This is a genomic window from Kitasatospora sp. NBC_01539 (assembly GCF_045040525.1).
In the GTDB taxonomy this organism is placed as follows: domain Bacteria; phylum Actinomycetota; class Actinomycetes; order Streptomycetales; family Streptomycetaceae; genus Kitasatospora.
Window position 1 is genome coordinate 2,996,950 of record NZ_CP109390.1, and the last position, 15,383, is coordinate 3,012,332.

General features: G+C 72.3%; 10 protein-coding genes. 2 read left to right on the plus strand and 8 right to left on the minus strand.

Annotation, left to right across the window (positions count from 1 at the left end):
• Nucleotides 1-60: 60 nt before the first annotated feature.
• From OG335_RS12840 to OG335_RS12865, 6 genes are all read right to left on the minus strand, one after another.
• A complete protein-coding gene (locus tag OG335_RS12840) occupies nucleotides 61-1,572 on the minus strand; it encodes an ArnT family glycosyltransferase (protein ID WP_405011230.1) in 1,512 nt (503 codons plus the stop codon).
• A gap of 140 nt (nucleotides 1,573-1,712) precedes the next feature.
• A complete protein-coding gene (gene dxs, locus OG335_RS12845; protein ID WP_405011231.1) occupies nucleotides 1,713-3,623 on the minus strand; it encodes a 1-deoxy-D-xylulose-5-phosphate synthase in 1,911 nt (636 codons plus the stop codon).
• A 218-nt stretch (nucleotides 3,624-3,841) separates the two neighbouring features.
• Nucleotides 3,842-5,119, minus strand: a complete 1,278-nt coding sequence (locus tag OG335_RS12850) for a sugar ABC transporter permease (protein ID WP_405011232.1) — start codon at nucleotides 5,117-5,119, stop codon at nucleotides 3,842-3,844.
• Nucleotides 5,116-5,904, minus strand: a complete 789-nt coding sequence (locus tag OG335_RS12855) for an ATP-binding cassette domain-containing protein (RefSeq protein ID WP_405011233.1) — start codon at nucleotides 5,902-5,904, stop codon at nucleotides 5,116-5,118. Before OG335_RS12855 ends, OG335_RS12850 begins: the two co-directional genes overlap by 4 nt.
• 169 nt (nucleotides 5,905-6,073) lie before the next feature.
• Nucleotides 6,074-7,168: a sugar ABC transporter substrate-binding protein gene (locus OG335_RS12860; RefSeq protein ID WP_405011234.1), complete on the minus strand. Its 1,095-nt coding sequence runs from the start codon at nucleotides 7,166-7,168 to the stop codon at nucleotides 6,074-6,076.
• Between the two features lie 145 nt (nucleotides 7,169-7,313).
• On the minus strand, nucleotides 7,314-8,543 hold the full coding sequence (locus OG335_RS12865; protein ID WP_405011235.1) for an ROK family protein: 1,230 nt from the start codon (nucleotides 8,541-8,543) through the stop codon (nucleotides 7,314-7,316).
• Nucleotides 8,544-8,877: 334 nt separating this feature from the next.
• Here OG335_RS12865 and pepN point away from each other — a divergent pair, with 334 nt between their 5' ends.
• Nucleotides 8,878-11,460, plus strand: a complete 2,583-nt coding sequence (pepN, locus tag OG335_RS12870; RefSeq protein WP_405011236.1) for an aminopeptidase N — start codon at nucleotides 8,878-8,880, stop codon at nucleotides 11,458-11,460.
• An 82-nt stretch (nucleotides 11,461-11,542) separates the two neighbouring features.
• Here pepN and OG335_RS12875 read toward each other — a convergent pair whose 3' ends face one another.
• A complete protein-coding gene (locus OG335_RS12875) occupies nucleotides 11,543-13,039 on the minus strand; it encodes a sensor histidine kinase (protein ID WP_405011237.1) in 1,497 nt (498 codons plus the stop codon).
• Nucleotides 13,036-13,752 carry a response regulator transcription factor gene (locus OG335_RS12880; RefSeq protein WP_405011238.1) on the minus strand — a complete coding sequence of 239 codons (717 nt, stop codon included), beginning with the start codon at nucleotides 13,750-13,752 and terminating at the stop codon, nucleotides 13,036-13,038. The genes OG335_RS12875 and OG335_RS12880 overlap by 4 nt, the downstream gene beginning before the upstream one ends.
• A gap of 231 nt (nucleotides 13,753-13,983) precedes the next feature.
• On the opposite strand from OG335_RS12880, the gene OG335_RS12885 reads away from it, so the two are divergent.
• Nucleotides 13,984-15,342 carry a ferric reductase-like transmembrane domain-containing protein gene (locus tag OG335_RS12885; protein ID WP_405011239.1) on the plus strand — a complete coding sequence of 453 codons (1,359 nt, stop codon included), beginning with the start codon at nucleotides 13,984-13,986 and terminating at the stop codon, nucleotides 15,340-15,342.
• Nucleotides 15,343-15,383: the final 41 nt, after the last annotated feature.

Consider the following 15,383-nt stretch of genomic DNA (forward strand, 5'->3'; position numbering starts at 1 on the left):
CGCGCGGAGACGGCCGTGCAGCGGCCCTGCGGGGGGCGGCCCGAGGGGCGGCCGGGCGCGCTACTTCTTCAGGCGGTAGATCACGGTGTCGCCGGTCACGCCGACCACCTCGTAGTGCGAGTCGAGCATGCTCTCGATCCGGGGGATCAGCAGCGGCTGGTACGGCGCGGTGCCGGAGTCGTCGACGACGATCTCGGGCAGCCCCTTGGCGGCGAGCTCCGCGTCGAACGTCTGCCAGGCCTCGCTGACGCTGTAGTCCTCGCCGACCTTCTGGCCGTCCTTGCCGCCGCTGAAGTTGGTCAGGAAGCCGGCCGTCAGGTAGCGGCTCGCGGGCCGCCGGTCGGCCAGCCAGTACAGCTCCGGGTGCATGCCCCACACCAGCACGGTGTCCTTGGGCGTGGTCTGCGCGGCGACCGCGGTGGCGACCTCGGTCGTCTCGGTGAGCTTCTGCCCGGGCCAGAACACCGCCAGCGCCCAGAAGACCGTGCACGCCACCGCCGAGTACGTCAGCACCGGCCGCCAGCGCACCGCCGAGGTGGAGACGGCGCCCACCCCGAGCAGCACCAGCGGCGGCATCAGCTGCAGGTAGTAGTGGCCGAAGAAGTGGAAGCCCACGCTCACGGCGACGACCGAGGAGAGCAGCCACACCCACAGGTCGGCGGTGGAGCCGTGCTCCTCCCCCGCCACCGGTACGGACCCGCGGCGGCGGCGCAGCCACAGCCGGTACCCGAGGGGGACGACGAAGCCGAGCCCGGCGGCCAGCAGGATCGCCGAGTTGCCGAGCGCCCGGCCGATCATCTGGAGCCACGCGCTGCCCGGCGAGGCGTAGTCGCCGCTGCCGGTGACCACCCAGAAGAGGAAGCCCTTCGGCTTGGTCAGGATGAGGGCGACGAGCGCTATCGGCAGGGCGAAGCCGAAGCCGATGCTGCCCAGCACGGGCGGCCAGCGCACGCCGCGCCGCCGGGCGTCCTGGAGGAGCATCCAGAGCACCGGCAGCATCACGGCGCCGCCGGTCTGCTTGGTGAGCGAGCAGACCGCCACGGCGATGCCCGCCGCCAGCCAGCGGCGCCGCTCCGCGTAGCGGAAGGCGGCCACCATGGCGGGCAGCATGAAGACCTCGAAGGTCGCGGCCTGGGTGTCCTCCGGCGCGAGGCCGATGGAGAGCAGCAGGTAGAGCGCGCCGGCGGCGCCGCCCGCCCGGTTGCCCCAGCGTCCGCGCGCGATCGAGGCGAGCAGCACCGCGGTGACGAGGTGCGCGACGATCGCGAGGCTGCGCAGCGGCCAGAGCGAGCCCGAGCCGAAGAGCGCGAAGCAGGCCTGGTAGAGCCAGGGCAGCAGCGGGGGCTTGCGGTCGACCACCGTGTCGTAGAGCACGCCGCCGTCGGCGAGCATGCGGGCCTGGGTGGCGAGGTAGCCCTCGTCGGGGCTCCACACCGGGCGCAGGAACGACGGGATGTGGGTGAGCGTCGCGAGGAGCGCCAGCACCGGGACGAGCCTGGTCCAGTAGCCCGTGCGGACCTGCGCGCGGACGCGGGCGGTCACGGGTGGGCGGCTGGAGGTCTCGGTGGGCACGGGTGACAACCTACCCGGCGTCCGCGACAGCAGTACCGGTGGTCCCGATATCCGTACGGGGGTGCCCTGGTTCCGGGCATGCCGCGGCCCCGGGCGCACGGGGGCGTCCGGGGCCGCGGGGTACGCCGTCGGCGGGCCGGTCAGGCCTGGACGGGCTGCGCGTCGAGGCGCGCCACCAGGGCGGTCACCTGGCGGGCGACGTCCGGGGCGGTGAGGCCGATCTCGGCGAGGATCTCCTCGCGCTTGGCGTGGTCGAGGAACTGCTGCGGGATGCCGAAGTCGCGGAGCGGGAGGTCGACGTCGGCGTCGCGCAGGGCCTGGGCGATCGCGGAGCCGACGCCGCCGGCGCGGCCGTTGTCCTCGACGGTGACGACGACGCGGTGCTCGGCGGCGAGGCCGGGCAGGGCCTTGTCGACCGGCTTGACCCAGCGCGGGTCGACGACGGTGGAGGTGATGCCGTGGGCGTCGAGCAGTTCGGCGGCCTCCAGGCAGAGCGGGGCCATGGCGCCGACCGAGACGATCAGCACGTCGGCGCGGCGGTCGCCGTGCTCGTGCGAGGTGTTCTCGCGGAGCACGTCCATGCCGCCGACGCGGCCGACCGCGGGGACGGCCGGGCCGACGGAGCCCTTGGAGTAGCGGACGACGGTGGGGGCGTCGGCGACCTCGACGGCCTCGCGGAGCTGCGCGCGGACCTGGTCGGCGTCGCGCGGGGCGGCGAGCCGCAGGCCGGGTACGACCTGCAGGATCGACATGTCCCACATGCCGTTGTGGGAGGCGCCGTCGGTGCCGGTGACGCCGGCCCGGTCGAGCACGAAGGTCACGCCCAGCTTGTGCAGGGCGACGTCCATCAGCACCTGGTCGAAGGCGCGGTTGAGGAACGTCGCGTAGACCGCGACGACGGGGTGCAGGCCGTTGGTGGCCAGGCCCGCGGCGGAGACGGCGGCGTGCTGCTCGGCGATGCCGACGTCGAAGATGCGCTCGGGGAAGGCCTTGGCGAACGGCGCGAGGCCGACCGGGTGGAGCATGGCGGCGGTGATCGCCACGATGTCCTTGCGCTCGCGGCCGAGCGCGACCATCTCCTCGCCGAAGACGGACGTCCAGTCCTTTCCGGAGGTCTTCACCGGCAGGCCGGTGTCGGGGTGGATGACGCCCACCGCGTGGAAGCGGTCCTCGTCGTTGTTCTCCGCGGCGTGGTAGCCGCGGCCCTTCTCGGTGATGCAGTGCACGATCACCGGGCCGCCGAAGCCGCGCGCCTTGGTGAACGCCGACTCCAGCGCCACCATGTCGTGGCCGTCGATCGGGCCGATGTACTTGAGGCCGAGGTCCTCGAACATGCCCTGCGGGGCGATGAAGTCCTTGAGGCCCTTCTTGGCGCCGTGCAGGGTGTCGAAGAGCGACTGGCCGACCACGGGGGTGCGCTGGAGCGCGTCCTTGCCCCAGGAGAGGAACCGCTCGTAGCCCTGGGTGGTGCGCAGGGTGGAGAGGTGGTTGGCGAGGCCGCCGATGGTCGGGGAGTACGAGCGCTCGTTGTCGTTGACGACGATGACGACCGGCAGGTCCTTCCCGTCGGCGATGTTGTTGAGCGCCTCCCAGGCCATGCCGCCGGTGAGGGCGCCGTCGCCGATCACGGCGACGACCGGGCGGTCCTTGTGGCCCTGGATCTTGTTGGCCTTGGCGAGGCCGTCGGCGTAGCCGAGCACCGTGGAGGCGTGCGAGTTCTCGATGACGTCGTGCTCGGACTCGGCACGGCACGGGTAGCCGGAGAGGCCGCCCTTCATCTTGAGCCGGGAGAAGTCCTGGCGGCCGGTGAGCAGTTTGTGCACGTAGCTCTGGTGGCCGGTGTCGAAGAGGATCCGGTCGCGCGGGGAGTCGAAGACGCGGTGCATGGCGATCGTGAGCTCGACCACGCCGAGGTTGGGGCCGAGGTGGCCGCCCGTCTTCGAGACCTCTTCGACCAGGAAGCCGCGGATCTCCTCGGCCAGGTCGGCCAGCTGCGCCGGGGTGAGCCGGTCGAGATCGCGCGGTCCCCTAATGCGGGTCAGCAGGGCCACCCGTTCCTCCTCGTTCTCGGTTCCCGGGCCCGTGACGGGCCCGCCGGGCTTCGCCGCCCTTGTCTGCGGGGCGCTCCGATCGGTCGGAGTACCCCGGCTGGTCGAGTCTAATGTCCGACAGACGGACACCCTGCGCCGCAGGGGGCTTCGAAGGACATGACGAGGCCCGGCACCCGATCGGTTCGGGTGCCGGGCCTCACACCGTGCCGGGCGTGTCGTCAGCCGCGTCCGGAGGACTTCTGGGTCCGGCGGGAGACGGAGTCGAGCACGACGGCGCCGAGGAGCACCGCGCCGGTGATCATGTACTGGATCGCCTGGTTGACGTGCACCAGGTCGAGGCCGGTGATGATCGACTGGATGACCAGGATGCCGAGCAGCGCGGACCAGGTCTTGCCGCGGCCGCCGAAGAGGCTGGTGCCGCCGATGACGGCCGCCGCGATGGAGTTCATGAGCACGCTGCCGCCGCCGAGGAGCTTGTCGGCGGAACCCTGCTGGGAGGCGATGAACAGACCGCCGAGGGAGGCCATGCCGGCCGAGATCATGAAGACCGAGATGCGCACCCAGGCGACGTTGATGCCGGAGCGGCGGGCCGCCTCGACGCTGCCGCCGACCGCGAAGATCTGGCGGCCGTAGGAGGTGCGGCGGAGCACGAAGTCCGTGACCACGACGATGCCGAAGAAGACGACCAGCGGCATCGGGAGACCGCGGTCCTGGTTGAGCATGTAGGCCGCGACCAGCGCGATCACGGCGATGACGCCGGTGCGCAGGGCGATCTCGCCCATCGGGCGGGCGGGGAGGCCCGCGGCGGAGCGGCGGCGGCTGTCGATCAGCTGGCCGGCGGCGAAGAGGGCGATGCCGAGGATCGCGAACGCCCAGGTGAAGATGACGTCGCCGTCGCCCAGGAAGTACGTGTCCATCTTGGCGATCACGCCGTCGTTGATCACGTTGACGGTGCCCTTGTCGCCGAGCACCGAGTTCTGCAGGCCCATCCAGGCGAGCATGCCGGCCAGGGTGACGACGAAGGCCGGGACGCCGATCTTCGCGAAGAAGAAGCCGTGCACGGCGCCCATGCCGATGCCGACCGCCATCGCGATCAGCACGGCGAGCCACTCGTTGAGGCCCGAACGCACCGACAGCACGGAGGCGATCGCCGCGGAGACGCCCGCGACGGAGCCCAGGGAGAGGTCGATCTCACCGAGCAGCAGCACGAAGACGATGCCGACGGCGATGAGGCCCGGGCCGGCGATCCACTTGGTGATGTTGGTGATGTTGTCGGCGTTGAGGAAGTCGCCGGTGATGCCCTGGAAGATGGCGCCGATGAGGATCAGGCCGAGCACGACGGGGACGGAGCCCAGGTCGCCGCTCTTCATCTTGCGCCGGAACTCCGCGATGTAGCCGGCGAAGCCGGCCTCGCGGACGAGGAGACGCGGGTCGACCGTGGGCGCCAGCGGGGTCTCGGCCGCCGTGGCGTCGGTGGTGGTCTGGTCGGTGGTCACTTCGCGTCCTCCGCGATACGTGCCTGACGCCGGGTGACGGCGTTCTCGGTGGCGCCGGTGATGGCGGAGATGATCTCCTCGTGCGAGGTGCTGGCCACCTCGAAGATGCCGTTGTTACGGCCCAGGCGCAGCACCGCGACGGTGTCCGCGACGGCCTTGACGTCGGCCATGTTGTGGCTGATCAGGATGACGCCGAGGCCGCGGTCGCGCAGGCGCTCGACCAGGTCGAGCACCTGGGCGGTCTGCTCGACGCCGAGGGCGGCGGTGGGCTCGTCGAGGATGACGACCTTCGGGTCGCCGACCAGGGCGCGCGCGATGGCGACGACCTGGCGCTGACCGCCGGAGAGCGCGGCGATCGGGATGCGGACGCTGGGGATGCGGATCGACAGCGTGTCGAGCAGCTCCTTGGCGCGCTTCTCCATCGCGACCTCGTCGAGCGCGCCGAAACGGCGCAGCTCGCGGCCGAGGAAGAGGTTGCCGACCACGTCGAGGTTGTCGCAGAGCGCGAGGTCCTGGTAGACGGTGGCGACACCGAGGGCCTGGGCGTCGTGCGGCCGGTTGATCGCGACCTGGGCACCCTCCCACTCGATGGCGCCCTCGTCGATCGGGTGGACGCCGGCGATGGTCTTCACCAGCGTCGACTTGCCCGCTCCGTTGTCGCCGACCAGGGCGACAACCTCGCCGGCGTGGACCTCCAGGTGCACATCGGTGAGCGCCTGAACGGCACCGAAGCGCTTGGAGACACCGCGCAACGCCAGTACGGGTGCGCCTGTCACGTGAACCATCTCCTTCATTCCGCGCCGCCCTCACGAGGGCATGGCACGGCCTGCCGTGCACCGGCGGGGGCACGGGAGGGTAGTGCGAGAAAGGATTGTCCGGCGCTGCGGTTGCGGTCACGCGGCGCCGAGGGGGCGGCCGCACCCCGGTGGTGCGGGGTGCGGCCGCCCGTCGGTGTTACTTCAGGCCCGCGGTGGCGCACGCGGCGGCGTAGCTGCCGGTGCAGATGTCGGCGACGGTGTAGAGCTTGTCGGCGATCACGGTGTCCTGGATGTTGGCCTTGGTGACGACCTTGGGGTCGAGCAGCTTGGCCGGGATGCCCTTGTCGGTGTCGCTGTCGATGGTCGACGAGGCGATGGCCTTGACGTCCTTGCCCTGGAGGAGGGCGACGGCGAGCTCGGCGGCCGAGTCGGCGAGCGGCTTGTACGCCTTGTAGATGGTGTACGACTGCTCACCGGTGACGAGGCGCTGGATGGCGTCGAGACCGGCGTCCTGGCCACCGACCGGGACGTTGATGCCCGCGGACTTCAGCTGGGTGATGATCGCGGCGGCCATGCCGTCGTTGGCGGAGTAGACGGCCTGGAAGCCGCCCTTGCCGAGCTGGGTGATCGCGGCGCCGATCTTCTGGCCGGCGACGGTGGGCTTCCACTCACCCGACTGCTCGTAGACGACGCCCTTGACCTTGCCGTCGAGGACCTTGTGGGCGCCCGACTTGAACTTGCCGGCGTTCGGGTCGGCCTCGTCACCGTTGATCATGACGATGTTCGACTCGGCGGCCTTGGCACCCAGGGCGTCGAGCAGGGCCTGGCCCTGGAGCTCGCCGACCTTCTCGTTGTCGAAGGAGACGTACGAGGAGACCGGGCCGGTGGCGAGGCGGTCGTACGCGATGACCTTGACGCCCTTCTCGGCCGCCTCCTTGACCCAGGACTGGGTCGAGGCGGCGTCGAACGCGTCCAGGATGATGACCTTGACGCCCTGGGTGATCAGGGTGTCGAACTGCTGCTTCTGCTTCGCGGCCGAACCCTCGGCGTTGCTGTACTTGACGTTGCAGTCGCCGCACAGCTCCTTGACCTTGGCCTCGATGAACGGCTTGTCGAAGGACTCGTAACGGACGGAGGACGCGTTCTCCGGGAGGAGCAGACCGATCGACTTGGTGTCGCCGGCCGAAGCGCTGTCCTTCTTGTCGTCGCCGGCCTTGCCACAGGCGGCCATGGAGAGGGCCATCGAAACAGCGGCGGTACCGATGACAGCGCGACGCATCATTGCGTTCATGGTGGGGGTGCCTCCCTGACAGAGCCGCAACATTGCGGCGAGGTTGGTGGGAGTCAACCCGGCCTGCCCGTTTGCCGTCAATAAGTAAAACCGTAACTGCGCTGATCCGAACCTTTTCGTTATCTTCCTGAAGGCGAAGCCGAGATCAAACGACCTCGGCCACCCCCGTCCGCCCAGCTCGGGCGGTGGATGCGGACGCCAGTCCGGTATGCCGGATAGCGCCCGATTCGCCCATTTCACTCATCACCAGAGCCAGCGCGCCCAGCACCTCCGCGCGGCCACCGAGCGTGCCCGGCACGATCGACAGCTGACGCGCCGCACTCGGGATCGCATACCGCGCCACCGAGTCCCGGATCGGGGAAAGCACCAGCTCACCGGCCTCGGCGAGCTCACCCCCGAGGATCACCCGGCGCGGGTTGAGCAGGTTGCACAGGGTCGCCACACCGCTGCCGATCTGCCGGCCCGCGTCCGCGATGACCCGGCGGCAGCCCAGATCGCCCTGCTGCGCCAGTTGCACGACCTTGGTCAGGGTCAGCTCACCGGGATGGCTAGCGTTCAAGAGGTTGAGCAGGTAGCGGGAGCCCACGAACGTCTCCAGGCACCCGCGGTTGCCGCAGCGGCAGACCGGACCGGCCTCGTCGAGCGTGATGTGCCCGATCTCGCCGGCCGTGCCCCCGGGGCCCCGGTAGATCTGCCCGTTGATGACCAGGCCGGAGCCCACACCGCTGGCCACCTTGATGTACGCGAGGTCGCTCAGCCCCCGCCCGGCGCCCCACACCAGCTCGCCGAGCGCACCCAGGTTGGCGTCGTTGTCGACGTACACCTGCATGCTCAGGCGCTGCGAGAGCTCCCGGCCCGGGTTGACGCCCGTCCAGCCCGGCAGGATCGCCGTGGAGCCGAGCGCCCCGGTCTCCACGTCGATCGGCCCGGGCACGCCCAGCCCCACCCCGATCACCTTGTCCGAGCGGAACCCCGCCTGCGACAGCAGCCGCTCGACCAGGGCCTCGGCCCGGTCGAAGCCCTGCTGCGCGGAGACGTCGGTGTCGATCGGCTCGCTCTCCTCGGCCAGCACCCGGTGCGCCAGGTTGCCGACGGCGACCCTCAGGTGGGTGTGGCCGAAGTCGACGCCCACCACGATCCCGGCGTCGCCGCTGAGCGAGACGCTGCGGGCGCGTCTGCCGCCCGAGGAGGTGTCGGCCACCACGACGGTGCCGGTCTCCTTCAGCTCGCGGACGATGTTGGACACCGTCGCCGCCGACAGTCCGGTGGACCTGGCGATCTCGGCCTGGGTCAGCGAGCCGGCCATTCTGACGGCCCGCAACACCCGTTCGAGGTTCGCCCGGTGCAGCGATGACTGCGATCCCGGCGTGTCCATCGGCATGATTCACCCTCCCAGGGCACGGGAACCCGACCGCTCCCGCCCCTGCCGCGCCCTTGCGGCGGAGCTCGTTGTGACCGGCGGTCCGTCACCCTGCGGTGTCGGATCCTCAACCGGGCGTTCATCTTCAACTTATGAACTCTAAGCTCAGCCAGGCTCGCAAGACAGAGTCAAGGGCGAAGACAGATCGTTGCGAAACCTCAGCCGCAGCCCTACGTCGAGTGTCGTAGGCATACGGCCGCCCCGCCCGGCGACCCGGAAATCGCAGGTCCGCGCGGGTCACGCGCGTGGGAGGATGCCCCTACCCAAGCCTGACGAAGGAGTCCTGCGAGTGCCTGGCACCAACTTGACCCGTGAGGAGGCCCGCACCCGGGCCGCGCTCCTGCATGTGGAGTCGTACGACATCGAGCTCGACCTGGGCTCCGCCCGCGACGGCGGGACCTTCCGGTCCACCACCGTGGTCCGTTTCTCCGCCGCCACCCCGGGCGACTCGACGTTCATCGACCTGGTCGCGCCGAGCGTCGCGGAGATCGTGCTCAACGGCGAGCCGCTCGACCCCGCCCACTTCGCCGACAGCCGGATCGCCCTGCCCGGCCTCCTGGCCGACAACGAGCTCAGAGTGGTCGCCGACTGCGCCTACACCAACACCGGTGAGGGCCTGCACCGCTTCGTCGACCCGGTCGACGGCGAGACGTACCTGTACACGCAGTTCGAGGTGCCGGACGCCCGCCGGGTCTTCGCGAACTTCGAACAGCCCGACCTCAAGGCGGCGTTCCGGTTCACCGTGACCGTCCCCGCCGGCTGGGTCGTCGTCTCCAACTCGCCCACCCCCGAACCGTCCGGCGAGGGCGACACCCGCGTCTGGGCGTTCGAGCCCACCCCGCGGATGTCCACCTACATCACCGCGCTGGTCGCCGGCCCGTACGTCGGCGTCTTCGACGAGTACACCGCCGGTGCGCAGCGTGTGCCGCTCGGCGTCTACTGCCGTCCGTCGCTGCGTGAGTTCCTGGACGCCGACGCCGTCTTCGCCGTGACGAAGCAGGGCTTCGACTACTTCCAGGAGAAGTTCGACTTCGCCTACCCGTTCGCCAAGTACGACCAGCTGTTCGTGCCGGAGTTCAACGCCGGCGCCATGGAGAACGCGGGCGCGGTCACCCTGCGCGACCAGTACGTCTTCCGCTCCAAGGTCACCGACGCCTCCTACGAGATGCGCGCCGCGACGATCCTCCACGAGCTCGCCCACATGTGGTTCGGCGACCTCGTCACCATGGAGTGGTGGAACGACCTCTGGCTGAACGAGTCGTTCGCGACCTTCGCCGAGGCGGTCTGCCAGGCGGAGGCCCCCGGCTCCAAGTGGCCGCACTCCTGGACGACCTTCGCCAACCAGATGAAGACCTGGGCGTACCGGCAGGACCAGCTGCCGTCGACGCACCCGATCATGGCGGAGATCAACGACCTGGAGGACGTCCAGGTCAACTTCGACGGCATCACCTACGCCAAGGGCGCCTCGGTGCTCAAGCAGCTGGTGGCCTACGTCGGCCAGGACGCGTTCTTCCAGGGCGTGCAGGCGTACTTCAAGCGCCACGCCTGGGGCAACACCACCCTCCCCGACCTGCTCGGCGCCCTGGAGGAGGCCAGCGGCCGCGACCTGAAGACCTGGTCGAAGGCCTGGCTGGAGACCGCCGGCATCAACGTGCTCCGCCCCGAGCTGCACCTCGACGGCAACGGCGACATCGAGTCCTTCACCGTGCTGCAGGAGGCCCCCGCCCTCCCGGCCGGCGCCCGCGGCGAGGCCGTCCTGCGCCCGCACCGGATCGCGGTCGGCCTCTACGACCTCGTCGACGGCGCCCTGGTGCGCACCGACCGGATCGAGCTCGACGTCGACGGCCCGCGCACCGAGGTGCCCGAGCTCGTCGGCCGGCACCGGCCCGCCGTGCTGCTGCTCAACGACGACGACCTGTCCTACGCCAAGGTGCGCCTCGACGAGGACTCGCTGGCCGTCGTCACCGAGCACCTCGGCGCCTTCACCGACTCCCTCCCCCGCGCCCTGTGCTGGTCCTCCGCCTGGGACATGACCCGCGACGGCGAGCTGGCCACCCGCGACTACCTGTCGCTCGCGCTGTCCGGCCTGCAGGGCGAGAGCGACATCGGCGTCGTCCAGTCGGTGCAGCGCCAGACCAAGCTCGCGCTGGAGATGTACGCCGACCCGGCGTGGCGCGAGGAGGGCCTGCAGCGCTGGGCCGCCGCCGCGGAGGAGCAGCTGCGCGCCGCCGCCCCCGGCAGCGACCACCAGCTGGCCTGGGCCCGCACCCTGGCCGCCGCCGCCCGCACCGACGGGCAGCTCGGCCTGCTCGCCGGCCTGCTGGACGGCTCCGAGGTGGTCGAGGGCCTCGCCGTCGACACCGACCTGCGGTGGACCCTGCTCGCCCGGCTCGTCGCCACCGGCCGCGCCGACGACAAGGCCGTCAACGCCGAGCTGGCCCGCGACAGCACCTCGTCCGGTCAGGAGCACGCCGCCAGCTGCCGGGCCGCCCGGCCGACCGCGGCCGCCAAGGCCGAGGCGTGGGAGTCCGTGGTCGAGTCCGACACCCTGACCAACTACGTGCAGGAGGCCGTCATCGGCGGCTTCCAGCAGGCCGACCAGCGCGAGCTGCTCGCCCCGTACGCGGCGAAGTACTTCGCCGCGGTCAAGGGCATCTGGGAGACCCGCAGCCACGAGATCTCGCAGCAGATCATCGTCGGCCTGTACCCGGCCTACCAGGTCGAGCAGGCCACCGTGGACGCCACGGACGCCTGGCTGGCCTCCGCCGACCCGGCGCCCGCACTGCGCCGCCAGGTCGTCGAGGCGCGGGCCGGCATCGAGCGGGCCCTGCGGGCGCAGGCCGCCGACCGGGCCGCGGGCGCCCAGGGCTGACGCCCCCGCCGCCGTACCGGCCGCCCCGGGCCCCGTGCCCGGGGCGGCCGTCGCCGTCACGGCGGTCCCCGGCCCGCCGTGCTCACGCCCCGGGTGCCGCGTCCGCGCGCGGGGCGGGCAGCCGCACCGCGAAGACCGTCCGGCCCTCGGTGCTCGTCAGGCCGACGGTACCGCCGTGGGCCTCGGCCACCGCCAGGACGATCGCCAGCCCCAGGCCGGTGGAGCCGGTGGTGCGCGACCGCGACCTGTCGCCGCGGACGAACCGCTCGAACACCCGCTCCGCGAGCTCCGGCGGGATGCCGGGCCCGTCGTCGGCGACGGTCAGCCGGACCTCCCCCGCCGCCTGCCGCAGACTCAGCGTGACCTCGGTTCCAGCCGGGGTGTGCGTCCGGGCGTTGGCCAGCAGGTTCGCCGCGACCTGACGCAGGCGGTCGGCGTCGCCGCGTACGAGCACCGGGTCCTCCGGCAGTTCCAGGCGCCAGCGGTGCTCCGGGCCGGCCGCCCGGGCGTCGGCGACACCGTCCAATGCGATCCGGGTCAGGTCGACCTCGTCGTCGGCGAGGGGGCGGCCCGCGTCGAGGCGGGCGAGCAGGAGCAGGTCCTCGACGATGGCGCCCATCCGCTCGGCCTCGGCGCCGATCCGCTCCAGCGAGTGGTGCACCGGCTCCGGCACCGGCCCCGGGTGGCGCAGGGCGAGCTCGGCGTGACCGCGGACGGACGCGACCGGGGTACGCAGCTCGTGCCCGGCGTCGGCGGCGAACGCCCGCAGCCGCTCCTCCAGGGCGTGCCGCCGGGCGAGCTCCGACCCGACATGGCCCAGCATCCGGTTGAGCGCGGCGCCGACCCGGCCGACCTCGGTGCCCGGGTCGTCGTCCGGCAGCCGCTCGGACAGCACGACGGCCCCGCCGGCCAGCGGCAGCGCGCTCACCCGCTCGGCGGTCGCGACCACCCGGTCCAGCGGACGCAGCGACCAGCGCACCCAGAGCGCCCCCGCCACGCCCGCCCCGGTGAGCGCGATCCCGAACACGATCAGCTCAAGGTTCGTCAGGCGCTCCACCGTCTCGTCGGCCTGACGCAGCGGAAGTCCGGTGACCAGCACGTCACCGTCGTGCCCGGCGACCGCGTTCAGCCGGTACGGACAGCCGTGCGGCCCGAGGGTGACGGTGCGGGCCGGACCGCCGACCGGCAGGGCGACGAGGGCGCGCCGCTGCGCGTCGGTGAGGGTGATCCGGTCGTCACCGCCGGGGTCGTCGGCGTCGTCGGCGTCGCCGTCCACCACGCCCACGGCGGTGACCCGGCCATCCATCAGCCGGGCGCCGAAGGTGCCGGGGGTCTGTGCCCGGGTGTCGGTGCGCCCGCCCTCCCCGGCGTGCTCCAGGCTGGCCGCGTAGCGGCCGCCGGTGTCGGCGAGCTGCTGGTCGAGGCGGTCGACGAGGAAGTGTCGCAGGGCCGCGGTGGTCGCGAGGCCGACGGCGCCGCAGGTCACGACGAGGAGGACGAGCAGGCCCGCGATCAGGCGGGCCCGCAGGGTCCGCGGCAGGAGGCGGGCGGGCCTCCACCGCCGCCTCGACGCGGTCACGGGGCGGCCTTGATCAGGTAGCCCGCGCCGCGCACGGTGTGGATCATCGGCGGGCGGCCGTGGTCCAGCTTCTTGCGCAGGTAGCTGATGTAGAGCTCGACCACGTGGGCCTGGCCGCCGAAGTCGTACGACCACACGGCGTCGAGGATCTGCGCCTTGCTGAGCACCTGCCGCGGGTGGTGCACGAGGAGGGCGAGCAGCGCGTACTCGGTGGGGCTGAGCTCGACCGGCTCGCCGCCGCGGGTCACCTCGCGGGCCCGCTCGTCGAGGACGAGGTCGCCGAGCACCAGCGCGTGCGGGGGCGGCGGCTGCGCCGGGGCAGGCGGCACGGCGCGGCGCAGCAGCCCGCGCAGCCGCACCACCACCTCGGCGAGGCTGAAGGGCTTGGTCACGTAGTCGTCGCCGCCGGCGGCGATGCCGGCGATGCGGTCCTCGACGGCGTCCCGGGCGGTGAGGAACAGCACCCGGGCCTCGGGCTGCGTGGAGTGGATGCGGCGCAGCACCTCCAGCCCGTCGAGGTCCGGGAGCATGACGTCGAGCACCACCGCGTGCGGGTGCCACGCGGCGGCGGCCTCGACGGCGGCCAGCCCGGTGGTGACGCCGCGGACCTGCCAGCCCTCGTAGCGGATCGCGCCGCAGACCACGTCGACCAGGTCGGGTTCGTCGTCGACGACGAGGATGCGCCAGGCCGGCTGCTCGGCGGTGTCGTCCATGGTGCTCCTCGGGTGGGACGGTGCGGCCGCTTCTCATTCTGACGCCCGCGATGAGAAAGCCGTGAGATCCCCGGAGCCGCACACGGATCGCAAAAGCGGCTCCGACCTGCACGGACATCGTGACGGCGGGCCTCGGGAGGGCCGCACACTCAGAGGCGCCTCAGAGCTTCCGGTGCCATCGTGGGCGACCTCGGCGGCACCCCGGCCGCCGACGGCAGGAAGGAGGAGCCGATGGCTGCCGTCGCCCCGCCCCGGCCCGCCCGGCCCGCGCACCGCACGACGGTGCCCCGCCTCCCGGCGGGCACCGTCCCGGCCGTGGTGCTCGCCCTGATCGGTGCGGGTGCGCTCGCGGTGCTCGCCGTGTGGTGGCAGGACACCGCGTCGGTCTCCGGCGCGGCCGGATGGCTCACCGGCGCCGGCCGGATCACCGGCCTGCTGGCCGGGTACGCGGCGCCCGTCCTGCTGCTGCTCATGGCGCGGATCCCCCTGCTGGAGCGGGAGGTCGGCGCCGACCGGCTGGCGCGCTGGCACGCGTCCGGCGGCCGCTGGACGGTCCTGCTGGTCCTCGCGCACGTGCTGACGATCGTCTGGGGCTACGCCCTGACCGACGGCCGCGGGGTGCTCTCCGAGGGGGTCGAGATCGTCTTCCACTTCCCGGAGATGATCAAGGCCTCGCTCGGCACCCTGGCGCTGCTCGGCACCGGCGTCGTCTCCGCGCGGGCGGCCCGCCGCAGGCTCTCGTACGAGACCTGGTACTACCTGCACCTGGTGACGTACCTCGCGGTGGCGCTCGGCTTCGGCCACCAGCTCACCACCGGCGCCGACCTCGGCGACGGCCCGGCCCGGGCCGGCTGGTACGTCCTCTACCTCGGCACCGCCGCCCTGATCGGCTGGTACCGCCTCGCCGTTCCGTGGCTGCGCGACCGCCGGCACCGGCTGGAGGTCGCCGAGGTGCGCACCGAGGCGCCCGGGGTGGTCTCGGTCTTCCTGACCGGCCGCCGGCTCACCGAGCTCCGCGCCGAGCCCGGACAGTTCTTCCGACTGCAGTTCCAGGCGCCCGGCCTGCGCTGGGCCGCCAACCCGTACTCGCTCTCCGCGCCGCCGCACCCGCGGTTCCTGCGGTTCACCGTGAAGGACCTCGGCGAACACAGCCGTGCCGTGGCGGCGCTGCGGCCGGGCACCCGGGTGCGTGCCGAGGGCCCGTACGGGGCGTTCACCGCCCGGCTGCACCGGGAGCGCCGGGTGCTGCTGCTCGGGGCCGGTGTGGGGATCACCCCGCTGCGCGCGCTGTTCGAGACGCTGCCCGGCGAGGTGACGCTCGTCCAGCGCGCGCGGCGGGCCGAGGACGTGATGTTCCGGGCCGAGCTGGACGCCGTGGCCGCGCGCCGGGGTGCCGCGGTGCACACGCTGCTGGGCTCCCGCGAGCAGGTCGGCGACCTCGGGGTCGCGCTGGCCCGGCTCGTGCCGCACCTCGCCGAGCACGAGGTGTACCTGTGCGGCCCCGAGGCCCTGGCGGAGGAGGCCGTCCGCGCGCTGCGGGCCGCCGGGGTGCGGCCGGGCCGCATCCACCGCGAGTCCTTCGTCTTCTGAACCCGCCCCCTCATGCATCCCGCCTCGTCTGCACCCTGCCT

Bases quoted from the DNA above. Each gene is read 5' to 3' on its own strand.
- OG335_RS12855 (WP_405011233.1), bottom strand. From the start codon at position 5,904: ATGGTTCACGTGACAGGCGCACCCGTACTGGCGTTGCGCGGTGTCTCC.
- OG335_RS12860 (WP_405011234.1), bottom strand. From the start codon at position 7,168: ATGAACGCAATGATGCGTCGCGCTGTCATCGGTACCGCCGCTGTTTCG.
- OG335_RS12865 (WP_405011235.1), bottom strand. From the start codon at position 8,543: ATGGACACGCCGGGATCGCAGTCATCGCTGCACCGGGCGAACCTCGAA.
- OG335_RS12880 (WP_405011238.1), bottom strand. From the start codon at position 13,752: ATGGACGACACCGCCGAGCAGCCGGCCTGGCGCATCCTCGTCGTCGAC.
- OG335_RS12885 (WP_405011239.1), top strand. From the start codon at position 13,984: ATGGCTGCCGTCGCCCCGCCCCGGCCCGCCCGGCCCGCGCACCGCACG.